The sequence below is a fragment of the Chitinophaga sp. W3I9 genome (assembly GCF_050434025.1).
Taxonomy (GTDB): Bacteria; Bacteroidota; Bacteroidia; order Chitinophagales; family Chitinophagaceae; genus Chitinophaga.
The window spans coordinates 4054691-4080107 of the sequence record NZ_JBNPWC010000001.1; the positions used below are offsets into that span (position 1 = coordinate 4054691).

The window sequence follows — 25417 nt, forward strand, 5'->3', positions numbered from 1 at the left end:
ATATGTTATGTACCCTGAAATTACGGTATTAACAGCAATGTACCATAATGTTTTAAAGTTATTTTATCTTCATAGATATATGCACAAAAACTACCGTATATCTTCCCTGGGCGACCGGGCTGTTATCATCGAATGGGAACAACAGATTGGCGGGGATATTCATGGCCAGGTGATGCAGGCGTTCCGGCGGCTACGGGAGCTGCATCAGCTTTACATCCTGGACCTTATCCCGGCCTATGCCTCGCTGACGGTGGTATATGATGCGGTGGTGCTGTATCGTCAACAGCATAGTTACGGCGGTGAAAAGATCCGGGAATTGATTGCGGCAACGCTGGACGGGGCCGCGGAAATCACTGCCGGCCCGCCACCCCGCCTGCTGGAGATCCCTGTATGCTATCATCCTTCCCTAGGACCTGACCTGCATGCGATGGCGGAGAGCAAGAAAGTTTCCCCGGAGCATATCATCGAACTGCATACGGCACAAACCTACACGGTGTACATGCTGGGATTTCTGCCCGGCTTTCCCTACATGGGCAGCGTTCACGACTTGCTGGTTACGCCCCGGTTAAAGCAGCCCCGGCTCAGGGTACCGGCAGGAAGTGTAGGTATTGCCGGTGCACAAACCGGTATTTATCCGCAGGAATCGCCGGGGGGCTGGAATATTATTGGTCGTACCCCTTTGCGGCTGTTTGACGCCGCTGCGGAAGCCCCTTGTTATTGCGAACCTGGCGACCAGGTGAAGTTTATGCCGGTATCACTGGAAGATTTCCGGGAGATGACCCATTATATTTGACACATTAAGACCAGAAAACATTGATACAGGTAATACAACAAGGATTGCTGGATACCATCCAGGATGCAGGGCGGTACGGTTATCAGCACCTGGGCATTAACCCCGGAGGGGCTATGGATCGGGTTGCACTTGCAGTTGCCAACAGCCTGGTGGGAAACGACATTACCGAAGCGGCTATTGAACTGCATTTTCCGGCATCTGCTTTCCTGTTTGATACAGAAGCCATGATATCCTTATCCGGCGCTGATTTCGGGGCAATCGTCAACGGTAGGCCCCTCGATATTAACCGGCCGGTGCTGGTCAGTAAACAAACGGTGCTGCGTTTTAACAAGCCTGTTTCCGGTGCGCGGTGCTACCTGGCAGTACGGGGAGGATTGGCATTGACGCCCTGGCTGGGAAGCTACAGCACCCATTTAAAGGCAGGCGCCGGCGGGTTTGATGGCCGGCCGCTGAAAAAAAATGACCGCCTCCACCTGCGGTCAGGCAATATTTCCCCGTCATGGTTCCAGGGTAAAGAGTTTGTAGCGTTGCCATGGACCGCTGATGTAAGCCATCTTTATACCAAAAACGGCATTATACATACATTGCCGGGCAGTCAATGGAACCTGTTATCCGAAGATACCCGTCAGCAATTTACCAACACTGCCTTCACCTTAACGGAACAAAGCGACCGGATGGGGTTCCGGTTAAGCGGACCGGCCCTGGCTACCGAGCCGCGGGAGGAACAGCTATCTGCCGGCACCACCAGGGGCACCATCCAGTTATTGCCGGACGGACAACTCATTATACTGATGGCCGACCATCAAACCACCGGTGGGTATGGGCGGCTGGCGCACGTGACAACCGCGGATATGCCTTCCCTTTCGCAACGCATGCCATACCAGGAGATTCATTTCAGCATGACCGAGGAAAAAAAGGCGTCTGCCTTGTTGTGGAAACAGGAGCAGGACTTGCTCTTTCTTCAAAATGCCTGTAAATTACGACTGGAGGAATGGCTGCAACAGCAGCCTGTTTAATCATCATCACTATGCATTATATAGATCTCAACTGCGACATGGGAGAGGGTTTGGACAACGATGCCGCTATTATGCCTTTTATCAGCAGCGCCAATATTGCCTGCGGCTACCACGCCGGCAATCATGATACGATGCTGCGTACGGCAATGCTGGCGCTCGAAAATAACGTGGCTATTGGCGCCCACCCGGGGTTTGCAGATAAAGAACATTTCGGCAGAACAGAACAGCAGCTTTCAGATCATGCATTGTATGAATTGATTACCACACAACTGTATGCCATGCAATTGGTTTGCAAATCGCTCGATACCACTATGCGACATGTAAAGCCACATGGTGCATTGTATAACATGGCGGCAAAGTCTCCCGCAATGGCGCGCGTGATTGTTAAAGCAGTGAAAGATGTGGACTCCCGGCTTTGTTTTTTCGGTCTCAGTAACAGCTGGCTTATTACCGCCGCCAGGGAGGCCGGACTTAAAACAGCCAGCGAAGTATTTGCCGACAGGACCTACCAGGACGACGGTTCTCTCACTCCCCGCTCACAACCCAATGCGCTTATTGAAAAAGAGGAGCAGGTGATAGCCCAGGTGTTGCAGATGGTCGCCGACCAAAAGGTAACTACCGTTAACGGGCATACGATTCCGATGACGGCTGAAACCATCTGTATTCACGGCGATGGCGCACATGCTGTCGAATTTGCGCGCACCATTCATGTTGCATTACATCATCATCAATTAACTATACAACGGCCTTGAGTAAACAAAAATCTTCCGTGCTGCTGGGCGCAGCCTTTCTCATGGCTACTTCCGCCATTGGTCCCGGTTTCCTGACACAAACAACGGTATTTACGCAGCAGCTGGCGGCGTCTTTCGGATTTGTAATATTGATATCGGTGTTGCTGGATATCGGTGCGCAACTGAATATCTGGCGTATCCTCACTGTTTCCGGGTACCGCGCGCAGGATCTTGCCAACGCGTTGTTGCCGGGTCTGGGTTATGTGCTGGCGGCATTAGTGGTAACAGGCGGACTGGCCTTTAACATTGCCAACATAGGTGGCTGTGGATTGGGGTTACAGGTACTCACCGGTATGGATACTGTTTATGGTGCGTTGCTGAGTTGTGGTATCGCGCTGTTTATTTTCTGGATGAAGGAGGCCGGCAATGTGCTGGATCAGTTTACGCGCTGGCTTGGTATCCTGATGGTGCTGCTCACGTTGTACGTGGCCATCAGTTCCCATCCGCCAATGGTGGAGGCGGTGCGGCAAAGCGTATGGCCCGCAGTGATTAATACCAAAGCCATTGTTACCCTTGTGGGCGGAACCGTTGGTGGTTACATTAGTTTTGCCGGCGCACACCGGCTGCTGGACGCTGGTGTAAGTGGAACAACACAGGTACGGTTTGTTAACCGCAGTGCAGTAAGCGGCATTGTTATTACCGCCATCATGCGCGTTTTATTGTTCCTGGCGGCATTGGGTATTATCACACAGGGCGCGGTGCTCGACAGTGGTAATCCTCCGGCATCTGTATTCCGGATCGCGGCAGGGGAGATCGGTTACCGTTTCTTTGGTATCGTAATGTGGAGCGCTGCTATTACCTCTGTGGTAGGTGCGGCGTATACTTCTGTTTCCTTTCTGAAGACATTTCATCCTTTTATTGCGGCGAACGAGCGTTGGTTTATCAGCGTTTTTATACTTTTTTCCACTGTTGTTTTTGTAATAGCCGGCAACCCCGTGCAGCTGTTGCTGATGGCAGGCGCGCTTAATGGCCTTATATTGCCGGTGGCGCTTGCAGTAGTGCTGGTGGCGGCAGGCAGCGCAAGGTTATTGCAACATTACCGGCATCCTGTATGGATGCAGCTGGCGGGGTGGCTGGTGGTGCTTGTTATGGGGTATCTTGGCGGGGTTACGATTGCGGATTGGTTGAAGTAGCGCTTTGTCTAATCAGCCTTTTCATTTGTCCGCTTCACCTCAAATTACCTGGACTATTCCCCCTTCCTGCAACAACTTTGTGTCATTGATAACATAAACCAAAAATTCTCATGACACAGAAAACTGTAACAACAATTTATTGGATAGGAACCGTACTCACTTCCTTATGGTTTGGAGCAAGCGGATTTTTTGAAATCACCGGAAATTCCATTGTATGGGGAATAACGCAGCAACTGGGGTATCCCTCACATTTCATATACCTGCTTGGTGTTTTCAAACTGTCTGGTGTAGCCGTTCTTTTAGCGCCTGGCAAGTTGCTCCGGTTAAAGGAATGGGTGTTCGCCGGAATCTTTTTTGATATCATCTTTGCCTTTGCATCAAAATTAAGCGTACTTGGGTTACTGGCAACCGTAGATGCTGTTGTGGCGTTTATAATGGTAAGTGTAACTTATACGATGTTCCGGAAGATGTACCCGGGTTTAAATGCTGAGTTTTCAAGGCCCAACGGGCTGTAAAACGAATTGTCCACTACATTAAAAAGAAATGCCCGGATATATTCCGGGCATTTCTTTTTAATGTAGTACGTATTACAGGGAAGCCCGCGTTACCGCTTTAATAGCTCCTGTTTCCCCATGTTGGATCATACCAATCAGTTCCCACTCCTGTGTATTAAAATCGCCGGGTAAATTAACCTGCACAGTGCCCTGCTTGGCTCCGAGGCCGAATGAGTGAAGGTCCCGTACTATCTGCACATGTGAAAGCATGCGGCCTTCGTTTTCTCCCCTGGTTACTTTACTGACAGCACGTTTTTGCACTGTGGCTATCAGCAGGCGGCTGTTGCCGGCATCGCCTGTAAATTCGTAAGCAAGACTTGCCTTGCCGGATTGCAGTTGCCCTTTTATATTCAGGGTTAGTTCAGCAGCGCTGGTCAAAGCGTCGCCTACTGCGTTAGTTACTGCAGCTTCATCTGATCCTATGCAGGATGATTTGCCGTTCACCACCAGCTGCGGCGTATATACCTGGCTGTTTAGCTGTTCACTGTATTGATATTGCCGCTTTGAAAACCGGGAATCACTGAATATATCTTTCCAGCCAAGGCGGTTCCAGTAATCCACATGGTAGGCCAGAATATAGATAGGCTTATTTCCGGCTTCGTCCTGGATACGGGCTAACAGGGCATCAGCAGGTGGACAACTGGAGCATCCCTCCGAGGTGAACAGCTCCAGCACGGCAAAGCCGTTGCCGGCCGGAGCTGTTTTTTTGTGAGTGGTATTCCTGTTTGCACATACCGCGGAAACCAGTGTGAATGCCATTGCGGCGCCTATCGCCGACATCATTATTGTTTTCATCTTTTGAATTTTTATTTTATTCAAAAGTACCGGCTGCTGATGGCTTAAGTAAGCAAAAAAGCCACCAGGTGGACATTTTCGGCTTTCAACCGGGAATATATGGCCGGGAGAAAAATGAGGTTAACGTTCTTCCATCCAGCTGAGAAAGCTATGGGATTTTTCTTTATTTACAAGCAGTTTTTCTGGTGTTTCAATAACCAGTTTTACATAAAGTTTACGGAGAAAATAGGGCTCCACCTCTTTGATGGCCTTGAAATTAATAAGGTACTGGCGGTTAAGGCGAAAAAACTGCAGGGAAGATACCGACTGTGTGATCTGGTCCAGTGATTGGCTGATGACATACTGCTGCTTATCAAAACACATAATCCAGGTGGCGTCATGGCGTATATAAAAGAACGCAATGTCTTCCACATTTATCGTCTTGTACTTTTGGTTTTGAAAGATAAGAAAGCTGGTCTTGCCGCTGGGAGGCGCCAATTTTGAAAGCAGGTCATTGAGGTCAGGAACTGTTTTCTGCTGGAAGAAATTTTTCAGTTCATCCACCTTCCGCAATGCGTCCTGTATATCCTGTTTGGAAAAGGGCTTCAGCACATAATCCACTCCATTATTTTTAAAAGCGTCAAGACTATATTCATCATAAGCCGTGCAAAATATCACGGGGCAGGTGATTTTTACAGACTTAAATATTTCGAAGCAAAGACCGTCGGCCAGCTGGATATCCATGAAGATAAGGTCGGGCATGGGGCCCTCAGACAACGCGCTGACGGAACTTGCCACACTCTGATACTGGCCGGTAATTTTATCACCGGGTTTTAATTCAAGTATAATATTCGCAAGTGATTTAGCTGTTTTAAGTTCGTCTTCAATGATGATAATGTTCATGAATAAGCGGAAGTTTGATTTGAAAAACTTTTTCGTCGGCAACAATATCAATATGCTGGTTCAGCAAGTGCTGATATCTCAGGTCAATATTTTTTAATCCCACACCAAGAGAATGTTGTTCTCCTGTTTTCTGCTGGACCTGGTTCTCTACAATTATTTTGTCATCTTCCTCATAGATCCCGATACGCAATGGCTTCTCCAGGGAAACGATATTGTGTTTGATACAATTTTCAACCAGTAACTGCAACGTGAAAGGAGGAATCAGCGTTTTCAATGTGCCGGGGCTAAGCGTGCTCTCAAAGGTAAAGCCATCCTCGAACCGCGCTTTCTGCAGAAAGAGATAGGCGTTGAGTATTTCCATTTCTTCACTCACATGGATCAGGTCAAGTTTGCGGCTTTCGAGCGTAAACCGGTAAAAGTTGGACAGCTTGATGATAAAGTCAACAGATTCCTGTTCACCGCTTTCTACCATAGCCTTCAACGTATTCAGGCTGTTGAACAGGAAGTGCGGGTTGACCTGCTGCTTCAATAGTTCATACTGCGCGCTGAGATTATCACTTTTAATACGTTCCAGTTCCATCGTCACATGCTGGTTTTCATAATTCTGCTGCAGCAGGTGCAGGAACATATAAAATACCAGGTTGATCAGGATACCTCTTACCTCCACCATCAGCATCACCGGCCCAAAATTAATATGCGACAGGATCAACTGCTGTATGCAGGCAAGGCCCAGCATCACTACCAGACCAAATAACAGGCTGCTTATCAGTTTTGAATACGAAATGCTCTGCTTCCGGGGAGCATCGGACTGCCGGGAGAGCATGAAAATATTGAAGTACCACATCAGCACGGCGAAGGTGGCTGTTATACCTGCATTAACAGCTGCTTCCGCTAAGTGAAAATGGTGCTCGGCAATTTGCGGCACAGACGACAACAGTCCGAGAACAATGGAGCTGACCCATATCGTTGCATGTGATATTTTAAACCCTGTTTTTTCCATCTGTAAGAAATCAATCTAAATGCTAAATTAAAAATATTGATTTTTAACTTACCATTTAGGAAAGTTAGTTGCCCTCTTTTATTCCCGCCGGTAAGCATCAAGGGAAAACAGAGGGTCTGTGGGAAAATATATTGTTGATCCGGAGGGCTGCATCTACTTTGTTGCCTGCGTTATTGACCGGCCAGTGGCCACGTTCCAGTTGATAAGTCAGTTTGTCCGCATCCCCGGATACCATTTCCACGGTTTGAACTTCGCCATTGATATAACTGCCGTACCAGTATTTATTATCGGCCTGTTTGTAGGTCACCAGCCGGAATACTTCACCGGGCGTATGTTTTTCGTAACCGGCAAGGGCAGATTGCTGTGCGGCGGTATTGCCATACAACACAGACATTGTTTGTTTTTGCCTGTTAGCAAACGATGTGATCACATGCAGGTTTCCTGCATCAAACATCTCCCTTGCCGGCTTAGGTGCGTTATCGACTAAAGGAAGGTTGAATACATAATCATTCGCACTGGCTATTTTATGGCAATTGAAACAGGTGGTATTAAACATAGGTGTGCTGCCATAAGGCTTCAACGCTGTTCCGTTGAATTTTGCGAAGCCCCAGCCCTCACTATCCGCGAAGCGCTGGTTGTCTTTGGTCATGATCTGTACACTGTTTAAAGAACCCGGGATGATGTCACCGTTCTTTTCCTCAATGCTGTTCCACACTACTTTTACGATGGTGCTGCCTTCCGGGAAAGGATTGATCCGGTTATCGCGGATGGCTTTTGCGGCAAGGGCATTGCCATACACTACCCGGATACTGTGGTTGTCGAACCGGTTGGTGGTACTGATCACCTGCCATTCCCGGTAGCCGGGCGTATAGGCTACTCCGTTAGCAGCAACCGGGTTCTCCATTGAGAGAAGAGATTGTTGCCGGAATTGTTGGAACTCCCGGGCGGCTTCACTGATAATGGTTGTATCGTGATATTTTGAGGGGCTGATATCCGTTACATATTCCTTTAAAACAGTGATATCTTTTGCAGAAAGCTTGGATTGTGGATGTGTAGCAGTATAAGTGCTCAATGGCATTTTTCCTGTCAGCACCATATTCACCATTTCCCAGAGGCGTCCTTGCTGGTCGGCCGACGAGAGTGTATCCCAGGTGGAAAAATTAAACCGGGACCTTGCTTCCGTAACGTCGGCAGCTACCAGCCATGAAACCGGCGCAATATGATCATACCAGCTAAGCTTAGTTTCATTGGAGTGGCAGTCGTAGCAGGCACGTTTAAGAATGCCCAGTACTTCCTCCGGCGCTTTTATGGGCGACGTAACGGCGTGGTTTTGAACCGGCTGACCAATGAATTGCATAGCGGTTACCATTAAAATGAACAGGGCTATTACCAGGCCGGATCTGGTTTTCCAGAAAGATAACTTCATAAATTATTTTTTTACTGAGATGTATTTCCAATGTCAGGCATAGCTGCTCGCCTCGATAATCGCTTTGGCGAATGCTTCCGGCGCTTCCTGCGGAAGGTTATGGCCGGCTCCTTTGATGATGCGGTGCACGTGTTTGCCGGTAAACATGCGGGCATACGCTGAACCATCACCGGCGGGAACAACGCCGTCAGCATCGCCATCCAGCGTAACCGATGGAACCGTAATAACCGGTGCTGCAGCCAGTTGCTTTTCAATGACGTCGTATTGTTCTTCACCGGGTTCTATGCCCAGCCGCCAGCGGTAATTATGAATAACAATGGCAACATAGTCGGGGTTATTGAAAGAGGCTGCGGACAACTTATAAGTGGCATCATCAAAATCCCATTTGGGAGAAACATTTTTCCAGATCAGCTGGTTGAAGTCGTACCAATTGGCGGTATACCCCAGTTTTCCACGGTCGGTAGCAAAGTAATACTGGTACCACCATCCCCATTCTGCTTTAGGAGGCAAGGGCTGTTTATTTTTTGCCAGGTTGTTAATGAGATAGCCGTTAACAGAAACCATTGCATTACAGCGTTCCGGCCATAGTGCCGCGATAATATTGGCGGTGCGCGCTCCCCAGTCGAACCCGCCGATGATCGCCTTTTTTATATGGAGTGCGTCCATCAGCGAGATGATATCATTTGCTACTGCCGCCTGCTGCCCGTTCCTGAATGTGCCGGCAGAAAGGAACTGTGTGGTACCATGACCACGCAGGTGAGGCACGATCACCCGGTAGCCTTCAGCAGCCAGTATGGCCGATACTTTTGCATAGCTGTGAATATCATAAGGCCATCCGTGCAGGAGGATAACGGGCTGGCCATTTGCCGGGCCGGCTTCAGCGTAGCCAACATCCAACAGCCCGGCCCTGACCTGTTTGATGTCCTGAAAGGATACAGGGGCCTGACTAGCTTTTTTGTCCCTTTGACCCGTAGTGGCCAATGCCTGCAGGGGTGAGAGTTTGGTTGCTGCGAAAGTTAAAGCAGCAGCGCTTAAAAAATGTCTGCGGTTAAATTTTTTTGTCGGTTCCATAATGCGTTCCTGCAGATGCTTTTGTGCTCCCAGGCGAAACAAAGGTACCAGCCGGACCAGGTAACGGGAACCGGTTTTAGGGTGAGTTAGACAAAATGGGGGCTCATTTAGACATATGGTTGGCCGGATGGGGTAACCTTTATCACGCCGTTTACTCAATATTAAAATAACGGAATACCTCCTTAGTGATCAGGCGGCAGTTTTCAGTGAGTTCTGTGAGGGTGCAATACCGGACAACCAATACCTCGTGTGGTGTATCATCGAGGTTTACGAGGCTCATCCGCAGGAGGATGCTTTCAATGACGATGCTGCCATGCAGGGAGTCGAAGAGTGCCCGCGCCCTGCTGCGGTCTTCCCCGATATAGAACCGGCAGTATTCCGTATAGCCGGCCTGTACCCTCATGTCGACGATAATACAATAGCCTTTCACCATATATTAACGGAGATTTTAATGAATGCTTAAAATGCTTTCCCTGCACCCGGCAAAGGGTATACCAGGCGGTATCTGCCGGAAATTTTTTCAGGAAAATGACATTTTTTCAATTCATCTTTCTCCTTCTATACCCAGCTTTAGTAAAACATTACGGGTAATCCGGTCGCAGCGGGTTAAATGAAAATGGTAGACATGATCTTTCATATAGGCGGTCAGATCTTCCCTGAGCATGGCCTTAGCCCTGTTCAGGCGTACCTTTACATTGTTTTCTTCAATGGCCAGTGTTTCGGAGGTTTCCCGGACAGACATTTCCTCGATTTCGCGCAGCATAAAAACCAGCCGGTATTTTTCCGGCAGGCGGGTAATGGCGTCTTGCAGTATCTGGTTCAATTCCTTATTCGCTAAATCTCTGGCCGGAGTTTTCATGTCTATGAATTTATCTGAAGGTAACTGACTAAAAGGGAGGTTATTTTTACGTTTCAGTTCGTAACACTGGTTGAGCATAATCCGTGTAAGCCAGGTGCCAAATGAAGCGCGGTGTTGAAATTGTGACAGGTGACAATAAGCATTGAGATAGGTATTTTGCATGGCATCTTCAGTTGCGGGATCATTTTCCAGGATAGACATGCCAATCCGGTACAGCCGCTGGTTATACCGGCTGATGATTACACTGAACATCTTCTTTTCACCTGCCAGTATTCTTTCTATTGCTTCCCGGTCAGGAACCTGTGCGGCTATTGCTTCTTTTTGTATGGTCATGTTATTTAGATGAAGTAAGAGGAGAAAGGTTACAGAAAATTACTATTGATTTCCTGTAACCTTTTTGTCAATAGCCTCTCTAATTAATACACTAAACATATGTATCATGGCAACCATAAAACAGCTTCAAAGCACCTTACGCCTGACCTTTGGCATTGTGCCCATTGTAGCCGGGCTGGACAAATTCACTAACCTGCTTACCCACTGGGAAAACTACCTGGGCAGTAATGCAGATATGCTCCCGTTTGCCGCCGCCACCTTCATGAAAATCGTGGGTATTATTGAAATTGCCGCGGGGATACTTGTATTGGTGCGTCCGCTGGTCGGCGCGTACGTTGTAATGGCCTGGCTGATATGCATTGCACTGCAATTGCTTCTTGGCGGTCAGTACTTCGATGTGGCGGTCAGGGACCTGGTGATGGCAATCGGCGCCTATACGCTGGCTCAACTCACAAAAATGAAGGAAGCACATTCGTAACGGACCGGTTAACCAGCACGCCGCTGGTTAACCGGTTACAGTTTTCTGAAGTCCGACGGCCTCGCATGCAGGAATCCCCTGAATGTATCGCTGAAGGAATTGATGCTGCTGTAACCTACCGCAAAAGCTATTTCGTTGATAGGCTTACTTGTTTTTAAGATCATTTCAATAGCTTTTATCATTCTTATTGTTTTAAGAAATTGCAAAAATGAAATTTTAAGGTTAGCCTGAAATAACCGGGAGAGGGAGCGTTCCCCGATATTAAATTGCTTACTGATGCTGGTCAGTGTATGCTTTTTCCCGATATTTTTTTCCAGGTAATCAATGATATCCTGCATCTGTTCATTGTTGGTAGCAGGCAAAACTATAGGGAGCGATTTCCTGCTTTTTTCAGGAAGGATCTTTTTCAGCGCTACCAGGAATTCAAAGTTGGGATCCGTGTTATCAACATGTTTTCCATCCCACCGCTCCGTGTAATTGATCATCTGGATCACTAATTCGCTGGCCGGGTAAATTCCCAGCCTGTTATAAAAAGGATCCCTGGTATCATCGTGGGCGTAAAAATAGAGCGACCGCAGCACAGTGGCCTTATAGCCGATCCGCAGTATGTGCGGCATTCCCTGCGGAATCCAGAAGTAATGCCTGGCTGGAACTATATAAGTAAGGCTTTCAATGGTAATATAGGCGATTCCCCCCTCCACATAACTTAATTGCCCCTTATTATGCCGGTGCAGAGGGATTAGTTTTTCCGATTTCTCGTGCATGACAAAAACGGAATTTTTCTTTTTCTCTATATCCGGTAATGAAGCAATTAAGCCCATAAGATTATTTGAAATGTAAAATAATAAGGTGAGAGAACAAAAGTAGCATTTGTCCGGAATCATGAAAATATTGACTAATACGGTGAAATTAACAATAGCTCAGCTTGTAGGGAAATAACCTTAAATTAGCGCTCTGACAGATCATATGAGCGTATCCATCACCACCTTACAGCAGTTATTATTTGACCTGGCCGGCGTGCTGCCGGCCGACACCGCGCCGTTATTTGCCATGACGCGGCAGGTAAAGCTGGCGGCCAACGAAACGTATATCCATGAGGGTGATACCGAACGCCGTCTTGCTTTTATAGAACAGGGCATCATGCGGGCCTATATTATTAAGGATAATGGCGATGAAGCCACCTTGTTTCTGCGCTGGGAAAAGCAATTTATCGCTTCGCATGATACTATCATTCACCGGCAGCCTTCCCGTTTTATTTACCGCGCACTGGAGCCAGTCACATTGCTGGAAATAGATTATGATGTGTTGGAAGAAGTACTGAAAACGCACCCGGAATATGAACCGCTGCGGAATTTCTTCCTGATGCGCATGTTGTCCGAGTCGTTAAAAATCATGGAATCTTTTGTCACGCTGTCGCCGGAAGAGCGGTACCGTAACCTGCTGACAGAGCGTTTCGACCTGGTGAACCGGGTGCCCGATAAATATATTGCCTCCATGCTGGGCATCACACCCGTGTCGTTAAGCCGTATCCGCAAACGGATGCTTGATAAGGGGAAGGGATAAATTATCCTTTGTTAAGCAGCGAAATTATCTTTTGTTAACTACATCTGCCATAGCGGTTCTCTAATTTTGAGAGATAAATTTCTCAAGGCCATGGAACCGATCATTGAAGCTACCGTTAAGATCTTTAGCATGTCTGCCCTCCGGTATTTTGTGTTGGCGGGTATTCCTTTTACATTATTCTACCTGCTGTTACCAGACAGGTTTAAACATTTCAAGATCCAGCAGAAGCTGGCATCAAAGAAAGATTTTCTCCGGGAGATCTGGTATTCCATGCAAAGCACGCTGGTGTTTACCGCCATTACGATTATACTGCTGTTTACGCCGGTGAGGCAGTATACCATGATCTATACCGATATACAGGCGTTCCCGGTGTGGTACATCGGCGTAAGCCTGGTGGGGAGTCTCGTTATACACGATACGTATTTCTATTGGATGCATCGCCTGCTGCATCATAAGCAGCTGTTTAAGCGCACCCACCTGGTACATCACCAGAGCATCAATCCTTCTCCCTGGACTTCCTATAGTTTTCATTTCCTGGAAGCGGTGTTGGAAGGCGGTGTGCTGGTGGTGATTACGAGCGTAATGCCTATGCATCCGGTTACAGTGCTGTTGTTCACCGTATCCGGGTTTATTATCAATGTATATGGCCATCTCGGCTACGAACTGATGCCACGCGGGTTCCGGCATACCTGGTTGTTTGAAGTGTTCAATACGTCTGTTCACCACAACCTGCATCACAAAAAGTTCAGGGGTAATTATGGGTTGTATTTCCGGGTGTGGGACAGGGCGATGGGAACTGAGCACCCCGACTATGTAAAGGAGTATGATCAGCTGCAGGAGCGAAGGTTTGGGGAGAAGACAGTATGGAGTAATTAAACAAATATTTTTAAAAAGCGGATGGGTTTACCATCCGCTTTTTTTTAACCGGATTTATTCCCACTGTAATAATATCGCAGTGGAACCAGATAGTTTTGCCTGCACAAAATAACCATATAACCATATACACCACGTTTTTGTAAGAACCTTTAACCCGGGGAAGCAAACGCCCCTTTTTCTTAATTTCTAACTATTATTCTATGAAGCCCAAACACGCTCCCGTGGAGCAAAACTATGCGTATGAAAATCCGGAAAATTTTATGGTACAGGGAGAGCAATGGCGCTATGACCGCTCTGCCACTGTTATCTCTCTTTTCAATCAGCAGGCGGTACTTAACCCGGATCGCACTGCGGTGGTATTCGACTCAGCTGTAGTCAGCTACGACACCCTACACCGGCGATCTAACCAGATGGCGCATTACCTGCTGGAGCAGGGGGTAAAGCCAGGTGATATTATACCGGTATGGATCGACAGGTCCGTTGAATGGCTGGTAGCAGTAACTGGCATCTTAAAAACGGGTGCGGCATATGTGCCCATTGATCCTTCCTATCCGCTTAAACGGGTACAGGTGATACTGGAAGACACCGGAACCAGCCGCGTGATCACGACCAGTAAACATACATTACCGGATGCCGGTAAGTATCACTATGTGATGCTGGATTCGCTGGGCAGTCTTGATGAATGGCCAGATGCCCTGCCGGAGGTACCGGTGACCGCCGATGACCGGGCATATATCATCTATACTTCCGGTTCTACCGGAATGCCAAAGGGCGTGATGGTGGCGCACCGGTCTTTACAACACCTGGTAACCTGGCATCAGCAACGGTTTGAGGTAACCGCGAACGACCGGGTTACCCTGGTGGCGGGAATTGCTTTTGATATTTCTGTTTGGGAGATATGGACTGCACTTACTACCGGCGCTACGCTGGTGATAGCCAGCAACGAAGAAAGAACGGATGCAGCAGCGCTGTTGCAGTTCTATACCAGGCATGGTATCACGCATGCTTTTGTTCCCACAGTGCTGGCGCCGGAAGTAGTAGCACTTAGCCGCTCTGTTCCCCATCTTCACCTGCGCTACCTGTTTACCGGCGGAGAAAAACTGAAGCCAGTACGCACACATGGCCTGGATTATCAACTGGTGGATTATTATGGTCCTACTGAATACAGCATTTTCGCTACCTGCCGGATTGTGCGCGATGAAAACGGGGAGTATGTACCGTCCATCGGGCAACCGGTTGCCAATACACAGGCGTATATTTTAAACCAGCACCTGCAGCCCGTGCCTGCAGGTGGTATTGGGGAACTCTATCTCGGCGGGGAAGGACTGGCACTGGGATATTGGAACAGACCCGCGCAAACTGCAGCATCATTTATTGACCATCCGTTTATACCTGGTGCGCGTTTGTATAAAACCGGTGATCTCGTCTCCTTATTGCCGTCGGGTGAATTAACTTTTTCAGGGCGGGTCGATAACCAGGTGAAGATCCGTGGGTTCAGGATAGAACTGGGGGAGATAGAAAAAGTGCTGCTGCCAATCGATGGTATCAAAGATGTTGCTGTGATTACACGCGACGATGAAAAACAGCATAAATATATTGTTGCTTTTTTAGTGAAAAACTGGGAAGCAGCAGCGCCGGAAATCGCGGCCATCAGGGCGGTGCTAAAAGAGGCGCTGCCAGGCTACATGATCCCTTCGCAATTTATTTTCCTGGATAAAATCCCCGTAACCCCCAATGGGAAAACGGACCAGGCGAGGTTATCGCAGCTGGCCGCTGCCTATGAAGAAGAAGCAGTGTATGAACCGCCGGTAACAGATATGGAAATAACGGTTGCTGCTATCTGGGAAAGTGTATTGGGGCGGAAGGCCATCAACAACACGGATAACTTCTTTGATATCGGAGGCAACTCTGTTCGGGTAGCGCCGGTAGTAACTGCGTTGGGGAGAAGGTTGTCTTTGAAAGTATATATGAGAGATGTATACCAGTTCCCGGTGCTGAAAGACCTGGCGCAAACCCTGACGGCCCGGCAGGCACAGGCGGATACCATTGTGATGGAGGAAGACGTCGAACCATATATTGCATTACAGCAGGATGTGTACCTGAAACCCGGCACTGTTATCCGTAGGGATTTTGACATTATAAGGCTGCAAAACCCAGGGGCAATATTACTCACCGGCGTTACCGGTTTTGTAGGCATTCACCTGCTGAAAGACCTGCTGCTGGCTTCCAATGCAAAGGTATACTGTCTTATCAGGGCCAGTAACGAATATTACGCGATGGAACGGATCAATGGATACCTGAACAATTATCACATCCACCTCGATGAATCGCTGCGCCAGCGTATTATACCGGTAACGGGCGATTTCTCCAAACCGGATATGGGATTAACGGAAACCGGGTTTAAGGAATTAGCTGATACCATTGATGTGATTTATCATTCGGGTAGTTCCGTCAATTTCATCGAACCTTATTCGTTTATGAAGTCGGCCAACGTGGAAGGGCTAAGGGAAATTATTTCCTTTGCAGCTGCCGGTAAAACAAAATGCCTGGTATTGCTGTCCACTATTTCTGTATACAGCTGGGGGCATGTGTTCACGCATAAAACCGTGATGAAGGAAACAGATGATATTGGCCAGAACCTGCTGGCGGTGAGCAAAGATATCGGCTATGTAAGAAGCAAGTGGGTGATGGAAGGCATCGCAGATCTTGCGGCTGCGCAGGGATTGCCGGTAATTACCTACCGGCTTGGCTATGCGATGTGCCATAGCGAAACCGGCGCCAGCGCACCTTACCAGTGGTGGGCCGGACTAGTGAAAAACTGTGTTGAGTTTAATGCGTATCCTGCATTAAAGGAGTTAAGGGAAGGACTGATTACAGTAGATTACATGACAAAGGCCATCGCTTATATTTCAAAAAAGGAGACAGCCCTGGGTCTAAAATTTAACCTGATTGCCAGCCCGGAAACGAACCTTACGTTGCAGCAGTTTTTTGACCTCTTGAATAAATACTATTCTTTTGATCTGCGTGGCCTGCCATATAAAGAATGGAGAAAGATATGGGAAGATGATCCTGCCAACAGGTTGTATGCGCTCACCAGTTTGTTCAAAGACAATATGCACGAGGGGCTATCTACCGTAGAGTTGTACCAGGATACCTACATTTGGGATAACACCCATGTGGCTACTTTCCTGGAGGGGAGTGGTATAGCGGAACCTGTGTTTGATAAAGAATTACTGGATCGTTATCTGCGATACCTGGGTGTGTTGCCGGGACCCTATTCAGAAAAGGCGATTTATCAGCAGTGATTTATAAAAGATGCCCGCCAGGAACAACCTGCGGGCATCTTTCATAATATTATTTCAATGTCCAGAGCCCTGTGCTGCCGGGCTTTCTTTCATCTGTTGCTTTTTTAAGCAAGGTATCGCCGGGAGAGAGGTTGCCAAATATTTCAATGCCTGCATCTACCGTCATGCCCTGGCGTACGTCCACCCATTCTGCCTGGCCCTGGTGTACTCTAATCACAAACTTCCTTTCCTGCGTAGTGGCTACGGCTGCAAATGGCACGATGAAGGAAGTAGTGCCGCGTTCCAGCGGCAGCTTTACATATGCAAAGGATCCTGCTTTAAGTAAGTGATCACTGTTATCTACCTGGAACTCCCACAACTCCGTGCGGGTGCCGGGATCGATGGTTTCAGACTTACGGGTGAGCGTAGCTTTAAAGCGCTGGGTAGGGTAGGCATCTACGCGAAAGTCGATGTTTTTTGACGGGCTTGCGGCAGCGGTGTATATCTCGGGCACGGCTGCACGAAGACGCAGCGTGCGGTTATTCTGAACGGTGAGCAGCATGGCGTTGGTGCCTACGAGCGCACCGGGATCGGCTTTACGCGCGGTAATGATGCCATCAAAAGGCGCGGTGATATACAGGTAGCCGGAAACTTCCTTGTAGGACTGCGATTGTTTGCTGGCGGCAATGTAAGTGGAGCTGTCGGCCAGCATCAGATTGCGGCTCCGCTCAAGGTCTACCGGGGCAACGATGCCCGGTGTTTTCGCCTGTGATGCCCTGTAGAGGCGCTCATAATTATCCCTGCTGGACGCCCATTTCGCTTTGGCGGATTGTAAAGCAGCTTCGGATTCCGCCAGGCGGCTGTTGATTTCCGGGGCTTCAATTACTGCCAGTGTTTGTCCTTTTTTTACGCGGTCACCCAGGTCCACTTTCATGCTGCGCACAAAGCCCTGTACTTTGGCAAATAATTCGGCGGTTTCGTAGGGGATGAGTTCTGCCGGTAATTCAATTGTTTTTTTAACAGTGTCCTGCTTCAATAAGAATACCGGCACGGTATCCGCTGCGGCGCTGTCATTTTTATGCTCCGGTTGCTGCGCTGCGTTGCCGCAGGCTGCCAGTGTTATAACCAAACTGATAAACGCGATAGATCGCATATGATTAAATTTATTTTTTAAGATTGTTTGTCATGATGAATACTGTTTACATCATCCGGATCTAAAGATACCGCCACAAATTTCCTTCTTCCAACGATCAGCTGGTACACCTGCGGCAGGAAAAATAATACGCTGATGGCTGAAAATAAAAGGCCTCCGATCACTGCGATGCCCAGTGGTGCGGTTTGATCGCCTCCTTCCGAGAGCCCTGCCGCCATTGGGATCATGCCTGCTATCATTGCGACGCTGGTCATCAGGATGGGACGCAGGCGTGTTTCCGCTGCGCGGAGATGACCTGCCTCGATCCCTTCTTTCCGGTTATACTCTGCACCGGTAATAAAGAGCACGGCGTTTGCAATGGCCACGCCCACCGCCATGATGGCGCCCATATACGACTGGATATTCAGCGTGTTACCGGTAATAAAAAGGAACAGCAAGGAACCTGCTACCACCGCGGGTATAATGGACAAGGTTGCCAGTGCCACGCGGAACGATTGAAAGTAAACCGTCATCAGCAGGAAGATCACGACGATAGCGATCAACAGTCCAAACTGCAGACTGGTAAGCGTTTGCTGTAACAGCTGTGGTTGTCCGCGAAGCAGTATTTTTGCTCCATTGGGCAGTTTACCCATGCCGGAAATGATGCCGTTTATTTTATTAAACACGGTTCCGGCGTCCTGCCGGTGGATGTTTGCGGTGATGGTGATATAACGTTGCTGGTTGAGGCGGTCGTATTCACCGGCAACAACGGTGCGTTTCCACGTGGCTATTTCACTGAGGTAGTGGGTGTTTCCAATGCCGCCGGAGATAGGAATTGCTTCCAGTTGCGCGGTGCTGTTCATCCGGTATTCGGGGTATTGCACCTGCACCTGGTAGGCCGTTCCGGTAGTTTTGTCGAGCCAGTAATTAGGCGACGTAAAGCGGCTGGAGGAAGTAGCGGTAACAACAGAGCGGGCTGCCTGTTCGCCGGAGATGCCGAGCTGTCCGGCTTTTACGCGGTCTATTTCCAGCCTGATGGCCGGGTAATCCAGCGGTGTGGCAATTTGCAGATCCCGCAGCGAAGGAATGGCCGACAGCTGATGTACCAGTTGCTGCGCTGTTTTCCTGCCCTCTGCGAGGTTGCGGTTTACCACAGCTATTTCTATGGGGTTCGTGCTACCGAGGTTCAGCACCTGTTCCACGATGTCGCCCGGTTCAAATGAAACCGTGGCTTTCGGAATTTCTTTTGCAACGGCTGCGCGTAATTTCTCCCGGAAAACAGCTATCGGAATCACATCTTTATTCAACTTTATTTTTGTTACTGATTCATGCGGGCCACCGGTCCACAGATGAATGTAGTTTACGGGGAAGCTGGACGGCTGTGTGCCAATAAAGGCAGAAGTGATGTCGGTGTTCCCTTTGCCGGCAATGCTGTCGGACAGTCGCAACAGTTTCCTGGTAGCATCTTCTGTACGTTCAAAACGGGTGCCTACGGGCATGCGCAAACGAACCTGTGTTTGGCCACTGTCGGTTTGCGGGAAGAGTTCCGTGCCGGTAAAATAGAACAACACTCCCATGAGCAGCAATGACACTACCAGGAACAGGGTGGTAAGCCATCCAAAGCCGGTTTGAAAGCGTTGGCCGGTGTTGGTATACCGCTGTTGCAGGCGATGGTAAAAGCCGGTGTTCTGTTGGGTTTGATGATCCCTTAGCAACCAGTTGGCCGCTACCGGCACAAAAGTTTGCGATAGCAGGAAAGAAGCTATCATGGCGAAGCCTACTGCCAGTGATAAAGGCAGGAACATGGCTTTGGGCACGCCGTTCATAAACAGGGAGGGGACAAATACCGCGAGGATGCTCAGGAGGATCAGCAGTTTTGGCGCCGCTATTTCCCGGCAGGCATCTGCAATGGCGCGTGCTTTATTTTTACCCGCTTCCTGGTGCCGGTGAATATTTTCAATGGTTACCGTGGCTTCATCTACCAGGATGCCTACTGATAGGGCCAGTCCTCCCAGGGTCATGATATTAATGGTTTGCCCGGCGAGGTACAACAGTGTGGCTGCCGAAAGTAATGCCAGCGGGATGGTCATGACCACGATGAGCGCGCTGCGCCTGTCGCCCAGGAAAAACCATACCATCAGGCCGGTGAGCAGTGCGCCGAGTCCGCCTTCAAACAACAGGCTTTTCAGGGAGTTGATCACGTATCCGGACTGGTCAAATTCGTAGGTTACTTTTATATCTTCCGGGATGGCCGCCTGCATATCAGGCAGTGCCGCTTTTACCCGTTGCACTACCTCCCAGGTGGAAGCGTCGGCGCGTTTGGTTACGGGGATATAAACAGAGCGTTTACCATTGACCAGCGCATAGCTGGTTGTTACATCAGATCCCAGCGTAACGTTGGCAATATCTTTCACATATACCGCCGGTCCTGCGCCGGATTGCAGCGGCGTGTTCTGCAGGTCCTGTAATGTTTCGATCACGCTGTTTTGCGGTGTGATGTAAGTAGTATCGCCGATACGCACATTGCCCGCAGGAGAAATAGTATTGTACTTTGCGATGGTTTGTACCACCTGGTCCGGTGAGAGGTTATGCCCACGCAGTTTTTCCGGGTCTATGGTGATCAGTACTGTTTTCTGGTTACCACCAAACGGCGGTGGGGCAGATACGCCCGGCAGTGTTGAAAACATAGGCCGCACGCGGAACAGCGCCAGATCTGATATTTCTCCCAGCGAGCGGCTGTCGGAGCTGAATACGAGTTGTCCTACCGGCACGCTGCCAGCATCAAAGCGCGTAATAAATGGTGGCACGGTACCGGGAGGCATAAATGCCCGGGACCTGTTCACATAGCCTACTACTTCTGCCATTGCCTGGCTCATATCAGTGCCTTCGTTGAATTCTATTTTGATGAGGGCCGCGCCTTGTATGCTTTTTGACTCCACGTATTTGACACCGGTGATGTATAGAAAGTGGTATTCATAGTAGGAAGTAACAAAACCTTCCACCTGCTCGGGCGACAAACCCCCGTAAGGCTGGGCAACATACACCACCGGCAGGCCGAGGCGCGGGAATATATCCACCCTGGCGTTGCGGATGGAGAGGAAGGAAAAAAAGAGGATGGCAATAACAGCTACCAGTATGGTGACGGGATGCCTTAATGCCGAAATGATTAGTTTCATAAAGAATGGATCGTTATTTCAGTTTATCTGTAAAAACATTCAGGTTGCCATTTGCCGCAGCCAGCTCCAGTAAAGCATGCCATGCCTGCAGGAATGCGCCGGCTTCGCCTGTTTCTGCTTTCAGCAGTTCATATTGTCCCTGCATCAGGCGTGTAAAATCTACCAGTCCGCTTTCATAGCTGAGTTTCAGTCCGTCGAAAGCATACCGTGCTGCCTGCGATTGTATTAACGCCTGACGTGCAATCAGCAGGTTCTGGTCGTAATTAAATTGTGCGGTTTCCTGTTGCTTTTGCAGGTTCAGTTTTACCTGGTCCAGTTGTGCTTCGTCGGATTTTAACAGTGACCGGTATTGTTTTTTCTGAAGATTTACCTGTGAAAACTGTAGTATCGGGAAGCTCAGCTGGATACCGGCGCCATAGTTCTTATGGGAAAGCGACCAGCCGTCGGCCTTATTGATATTACCTGCGGCATCCACACCGGAGCCGCGGGCATAGGCATTTGCCCAGAGATCCAGTTTGGGGCGCCATGCGCGTCCGGCTTCTTTCAGTGCTGCTTCACTTACTTCTTTTTTTGTTTGATAATATTGGAAAGAAGGATGTGCTGCAAGGTTGGTGGTAGTATCGGCGCCGGAGGGGAACTGGTTTATCAGCGATGTATCTGCCAGTAAAATATCATCCGGTTTACCCGGCAGGTCTGCCAGGCGGCTGAGTTCAGTGAGTTGTGCATAGTATTGCCGTTGCGCTGTCATCAGGTCCATCCGGGCCTGTGCCAGCACCGACTGGAACTGTGTGGTATCAATGCCGGGGCGTAGTCCCTGTTGAGCCAGCACCAGCGATTGCTGCAGGCCGGCCTGGGTGCGTTCAATATTCGACTGGTAGCTCAGTAATAATTTCTGCAGATATACCGCATCCAGATAGGTGGATATAGCTAAGTACTGCTGGCGGAAAAGCGCTTCATTGTAATAGCTGCCTGCCAGTTTATATTGAGCAATGGCTTTTTCAACGGCGGCCTGGCGCTGGCCGAAGGTGAGCGGGTTCCATTTTACCAGGGCGGTTAATGCCGTCCCGGGAACGGGGTCGTAGGTGTTTCCGGCAGATGGAGGGCCGCTGATCGGTAAAAACAAACCGGGATAACTCATGCCGGTAATATTGTTGTAGGTGGCATATCCTGCCTGGTATCCTGCGGTAAGCTCCGGCATCAGTGAATTCCGGGCCATACGCACATTGTATTGCGCGGCCTGGGATTGTTGTTCCGATGCTTTCACCTGTGGCTGCGATTGTACCAGTGATAGTAACTCTTTGATGCGGATAGTTCTTTGCTGTGCTATACCAGATAATGACAGCGTGATGAAACAGCCGCTGATCAGCATCTTTTTATGGTAAACGTTCATTTATCAAACTGTTTAAAAGTATGGTGCCGGTCTTTCTGGTGGGAATTCTCCCGTTAAGATATTACAATCATTGGATATTTTTCAGCAAAAGTCCGATACCTGCTGCTGCCAGGATGATCAACGGCTCCGGTACTTTTTTAAATCGCCATATTATCACCACCGTAATAATGGCGATAGCGATGGTATAGGCATCGGTTAAAGACCTTTTGCCCAGCACAATCACTGCGCCCGAGATAGCGCCGATAGCGGCGGCGGTAACGCCATCTACAAACGCTTTGATACCGGGATGTTTCCCGTATTTCCTGAAATATGGCGCTGGTACAATAGTAAAGATGTAAGAGGGAAAGAAGGTGCCTAATGCGGCTATACCCGCACCGGCAAAGCCGGCCACCAGGAAACCAATGAATGCTACGGTGATCACTACAGGTCCGGGCGTGATCATGGCAACGGCTACCGCGTCCATAAACTGTTGCTCATTCAGCCACGCATGTTCCTTCACTACGCCGCCATAAAGGAATGGAACGATGGCCAGGCCGCTGCCGAAAACCAGTGCGCCTGCTTTCGTAAAATACAGCAGGAGTTGCCAGAGGGTGTTGCCCGATGTGGTAAGAGATGTATTGAGCAGGAGTGGAAATGATAACGATTTGATAAGATCTGCCGGCTTCTTTTTCAGGAAGGATATTTTTTTTCCGGGGGATTTCCACCACCAGTAAATAATACCCGCGCCGAGGAAAAGCCATATGTTTTCATTTTCTTTCCAAATGGTGTAAGCAGCTGTAAGGAGATAGATGCCTGTCAGCCATTTATCTGCGCCGATTGATTTACGTGTTAGCTTCCAGGCGCTCATAGCGATGATGCCTATGACGGCCGCTCCCACGCCATAGAATACGGCCTGCATCCAGGGGATTCCCTGCCATTGGGTATAGATGTAACCCAATATCACTACGATGATGAATGATGGCAGTATAAATGCCAGTCCGGCCAGTGTAGCGCCGAGGATGCGGTAATGAACATACCCGATATAAATGCCCAGCTGGGCGGCCAGTGGTCCGGGAGCGAGTTGCGCCAGTGCAAGCCCTTCTTTATAATCTTCTTCACTGATCCATTTGCGTTGCTCTACCAGGTCGCGGTGCATATAGCCGGCCAGTGCCACCGGGCCTCCAAAGCCCAAGGCGCCCAGGCGGAGAAAATAAAGCACCAGCTGTTGAAGCGTATAAGGTGTTGTATTCTGATCCATGCAGCTCAATTTGGCTGCAAAGTGCGGCAACGGGGTAGTAAAAAATAGAACGAAAACGAAGGTTTGGTATAGATTTTACTTTTTCGTGGAGTTTTTTTGGGGGGTGGTGGAAAGGACTTTTAAATCGTTGACAGATAAGATGCTTTCAAAAAGGTGAGTATCACACTTAAAAGTGTACATGCCAATAACAATGTTATGGTCCTGCAAATTTGCATAAAAATTTACACATGCAAAGCAGGATGAAACGCACCCTTTATTTATTGGCGTTAGGGGTATTTGGTATTGCTACCACAGAGTTTGGCGTAATTGGCATATTGCCGCAGATAGCCTCCCATTTTCAGATCACAGTAGATAAGGCTGGTTGGCTGTTGAGTGCTTTCGCACTGGTAATTGCCGTATTCGGGCCGTTTATGACCTTATTGTTTTCGAGCGTGGACCGGAAGAAAGCGATGGTGTTTGTATTGATGGTTTTTACGATCTCGAATATCCTGTCGGCGCTGGCAACTAATTTCCCTTTATTGTTGTTTGCGAGAATATTACCCGCATTTTTGCACCCTGTATTCTGGTCTATTGCTTTGTCTGCCGCAGCGGGCGCAGTACCTGCAGCAGATTCGCCCAAAGCAGTGGGAATTGTTTTTGGCGGCTTTACCATAGCGAGTGTATTGGGCGTGCCGTTGTCCACATTCATAGCGGCTGTTTTTAACTGGCAGGCCTCTTTTGCTTTATGCGCCATAGTAAATGGATTTTCCCTGCTTGGTTTATGCTTATGGTTGTCGCCGATGCCGGTAAGTGTAAAGGCAACCTTTGGTGACCAGGTAAAGATTTTAAAGAAACCGGTATTATGGATACAATTGCTGCTGGCTTGTTTGATGGTATCTGCTATGTACGCGAGCTACGGTTACCTGGCCGTTTATCTGAACAGCATCACCAGAATGAATGGCCGCGAAATCGGTGTTATGTTGCTTATTTTCGGAGTCGCGGGCGTTGGCGGCAACTGGCTGGCCGGCAAAATGTTGAGCAGGAATATTCCACTTACCACTATTATGTTTATTTTGTTGCTATCGCTGGCGCACCTGTTGCTGTATGTAGCCGGCGGTTTTTTTATCCCGATGGTGATGGTTATTATTGTGTGGGGATTTATTCATACCGGTGGTTTCCTGATCAGTAATATCAATGTCACTTCCGCGGCGCCGGAGTCACCGGAGTTTGTCAACAGTATTTTTACTTCCTGTGGCAACCTGGCGGTTACTATAGGCGCCACGCTGGGAGGTATGACTATTGCCAGGGCAGGGGTACAGTATGTAGCGTATACGAGTATTATTTTGCTGGGGCTGGCCGGGGTGGTATGGGGTTTTTCCAGGTGGTGGCGGGGGAGGGGTATTTAGGGTGCATGAACTAATCTTGTACAGAAGCTATTCTTTCTTCATCAAAGACTACGCACATACAATACGTTGCGGCTTTCTACCTTTATATCATCAGTAACATAGTTAACCCTTTAAGCAACATTTTACACTAACGTGTTATTGAAACCCGGAAATGGTGTGAGTATCTTGTGCCGGAATAGAGTCATGTAGTAAAAGTAAAGAGCCCACTATATTTTGTTTGTCCTTATCAGAGATTTTCAAATG

At 48.7% G+C, this 25417-nt stretch carries 22 protein-coding genes; 10 read left to right on the forward strand and 12 right to left on the reverse strand.

The genetic code is table 11. The annotated features are described in order from the left end of the window. Positions 1-79: 79 nt before the first annotated feature. From pxpB to QFZ51_RS16680, 5 genes are all read left to right on the forward strand, one after another. Positions 80-793 (forward strand): 5-oxoprolinase subunit PxpB, encoded by a 714-nt coding sequence (gene pxpB / locus QFZ51_RS16660; protein WP_429047322.1) that lies wholly within the window; start codon positions 80-82, stop codon positions 791-793. A 20-nt stretch (positions 794-813) separates the two neighbouring features. Beyond that, positions 814-1809, forward strand: a complete 996-nt coding sequence (locus tag QFZ51_RS16665) for a biotin-dependent carboxyltransferase family protein (protein WP_429047323.1) — start codon at positions 814-816, stop codon at positions 1807-1809. Then, positions 1785-2561 (forward strand): 5-oxoprolinase subunit PxpA, encoded by a 777-nt coding sequence (locus QFZ51_RS16670; RefSeq protein WP_429047324.1) that lies wholly within the window; start codon positions 1785-1787, stop codon positions 2559-2561. The genes QFZ51_RS16665 and QFZ51_RS16670 overlap by 25 nt, the downstream gene beginning before the upstream one ends. Then, on the forward strand, positions 2558-3733 hold the full coding sequence (locus QFZ51_RS16675) for an NRAMP family divalent metal transporter (RefSeq protein WP_429047325.1): 1176 nt from the start codon (positions 2558-2560) through the stop codon (positions 3731-3733). The genes QFZ51_RS16670 and QFZ51_RS16675 overlap by 4 nt, the downstream gene beginning before the upstream one ends. Before the next feature lie 110 nt (positions 3734-3843). Then, on the forward strand, positions 3844-4248 hold the full coding sequence (locus tag QFZ51_RS16680) for a DoxX family protein (RefSeq protein WP_429047327.1): 405 nt from the start codon (positions 3844-3846) through the stop codon (positions 4246-4248). 72 nt (positions 4249-4320) lie between these two features. Here the strand turns inward: QFZ51_RS16680 and QFZ51_RS16685 are convergent, their stop codons facing one another. The 7 genes from QFZ51_RS16685 to QFZ51_RS16715 all read right to left on the reverse strand — a co-directional run bounded on the left by QFZ51_RS16685 (position 4321) and on the right by QFZ51_RS16715 (position 10653). After that, positions 4321-5082 carry a DUF1223 domain-containing protein gene (locus tag QFZ51_RS16685; protein WP_429047329.1) on the reverse strand — a complete coding sequence of 254 codons (762 nt, stop codon included), beginning with the start codon at positions 5080-5082 and terminating at the stop codon, positions 4321-4323. Between the two features lie 120 nt (positions 5083-5202). Further along, complete coding sequence (locus tag QFZ51_RS16690; RefSeq protein WP_429047330.1) at positions 5203-5964, reverse strand: LytR/AlgR family response regulator transcription factor; 762 nt, start codon at positions 5962-5964, stop codon at positions 5203-5205. Then, positions 5945-6964 carry a sensor histidine kinase gene (locus QFZ51_RS16695; protein WP_429047331.1) on the reverse strand — a complete coding sequence of 340 codons (1020 nt, stop codon included), beginning with the start codon at positions 6962-6964 and terminating at the stop codon, positions 5945-5947. The genes QFZ51_RS16690 and QFZ51_RS16695 overlap by 20 nt, the downstream gene beginning before the upstream one ends. 97 nt (positions 6965-7061) lie before the next feature. Beyond that, complete coding sequence (locus tag QFZ51_RS16700; protein WP_429047332.1) at positions 7062-8390, reverse strand: heme-binding domain-containing protein; 1329 nt, start codon at positions 8388-8390, stop codon at positions 7062-7064. Positions 8391-8423: 33 nt separating this feature from the next. Beyond that, on the reverse strand, positions 8424-9461 hold the full coding sequence (locus QFZ51_RS16705; protein ID WP_429047333.1) for an alpha/beta fold hydrolase: 1038 nt from the start codon (positions 9459-9461) through the stop codon (positions 8424-8426). Between the two features lie 151 nt (positions 9462-9612). Beyond that, the gene (locus QFZ51_RS16710) at positions 9613-9894 is read right to left on the reverse strand and encodes a hypothetical protein (RefSeq protein WP_429047334.1); all 282 of its coding nucleotides are present in this window, start codon (positions 9892-9894) and stop codon (positions 9613-9615) included. Positions 9895-10005: 111 nt separating this feature from the next. Beyond that, positions 10006-10653 carry a sigma-70 family RNA polymerase sigma factor gene (locus tag QFZ51_RS16715; protein ID WP_429047335.1) on the reverse strand — a complete coding sequence of 216 codons (648 nt, stop codon included), beginning with the start codon at positions 10651-10653 and terminating at the stop codon, positions 10006-10008. Between the two features lie 106 nt (positions 10654-10759). Here QFZ51_RS16715 and QFZ51_RS16720 point away from each other — a divergent pair, with 106 nt between their 5' ends. Then, positions 10760-11131, forward strand: a complete 372-nt coding sequence (locus QFZ51_RS16720; RefSeq protein WP_429047336.1) for a hypothetical protein — start codon at positions 10760-10762, stop codon at positions 11129-11131. Positions 11132-11166: 35 nt separating this feature from the next. Here the strand turns inward: QFZ51_RS16720 and QFZ51_RS16725 are convergent, their stop codons facing one another. Continuing rightward, positions 11167-11895, reverse strand: a complete 729-nt coding sequence (locus QFZ51_RS16725; RefSeq protein ID WP_429047338.1) for an AraC family transcriptional regulator — start codon at positions 11893-11895, stop codon at positions 11167-11169. 202 nt (positions 11896-12097) lie between these two features. Here QFZ51_RS16725 and QFZ51_RS16730 point away from each other — a divergent pair, with 202 nt between their 5' ends. From QFZ51_RS16730 to QFZ51_RS16740, 3 genes are all read left to right on the forward strand, one after another. Next, on the forward strand, positions 12098-12694 hold the full coding sequence (locus tag QFZ51_RS16730) for a Crp/Fnr family transcriptional regulator (protein ID WP_429047341.1): 597 nt from the start codon (positions 12098-12100) through the stop codon (positions 12692-12694). A 90-nt stretch (positions 12695-12784) separates the two neighbouring features. Next, positions 12785-13570 (forward strand): sterol desaturase family protein, encoded by a 786-nt coding sequence (locus tag QFZ51_RS16735; RefSeq protein WP_429047343.1) that lies wholly within the window; start codon positions 12785-12787, stop codon positions 13568-13570. A gap of 200 nt (positions 13571-13770) precedes the next feature. Next, entirely contained in the window at positions 13771-16875 is a 3105-nt protein-coding gene (locus QFZ51_RS16740) for an amino acid adenylation domain-containing protein (RefSeq protein WP_429047345.1), read from the forward strand. 49 nt (positions 16876-16924) lie between these two features. Here QFZ51_RS16740 and QFZ51_RS16745 read toward each other — a convergent pair whose 3' ends face one another. The 4 genes from QFZ51_RS16745 to QFZ51_RS16760 all read right to left on the reverse strand — a co-directional run bounded on the left by QFZ51_RS16745 (position 16925) and on the right by QFZ51_RS16760 (position 23789). Continuing rightward, complete coding sequence (locus QFZ51_RS16745; protein ID WP_429047347.1) at positions 16925-18007, reverse strand: efflux RND transporter periplasmic adaptor subunit; 1083 nt, start codon at positions 18005-18007, stop codon at positions 16925-16927. Between the two features lie 17 nt (positions 18008-18024). Beyond that, positions 18025-21162, reverse strand: a complete 3138-nt coding sequence (locus QFZ51_RS16750; RefSeq protein ID WP_429047349.1) for an efflux RND transporter permease subunit — start codon at positions 21160-21162, stop codon at positions 18025-18027. A 13-nt stretch (positions 21163-21175) separates the two neighbouring features. Continuing rightward, positions 21176-22552, reverse strand: a complete 1377-nt coding sequence (locus QFZ51_RS16755; protein WP_429047351.1) for a TolC family protein — start codon at positions 22550-22552, stop codon at positions 21176-21178. A 67-nt stretch (positions 22553-22619) separates the two neighbouring features. Next, positions 22620-23789 (reverse strand): chromate transporter, encoded by a 1170-nt coding sequence (locus QFZ51_RS16760; protein WP_429047354.1) that lies wholly within the window; start codon positions 23787-23789, stop codon positions 22620-22622. Positions 23790-24016: 227 nt separating this feature from the next. Between QFZ51_RS16760 and QFZ51_RS16765 the strand changes: the two genes are divergently transcribed. Further along, entirely contained in the window at positions 24017-25174 is a 1158-nt protein-coding gene (locus QFZ51_RS16765) for an MFS transporter (protein ID WP_429047356.1), read from the forward strand. The last annotated feature ends 243 nt before the right edge of the window (positions 25175-25417 follow it).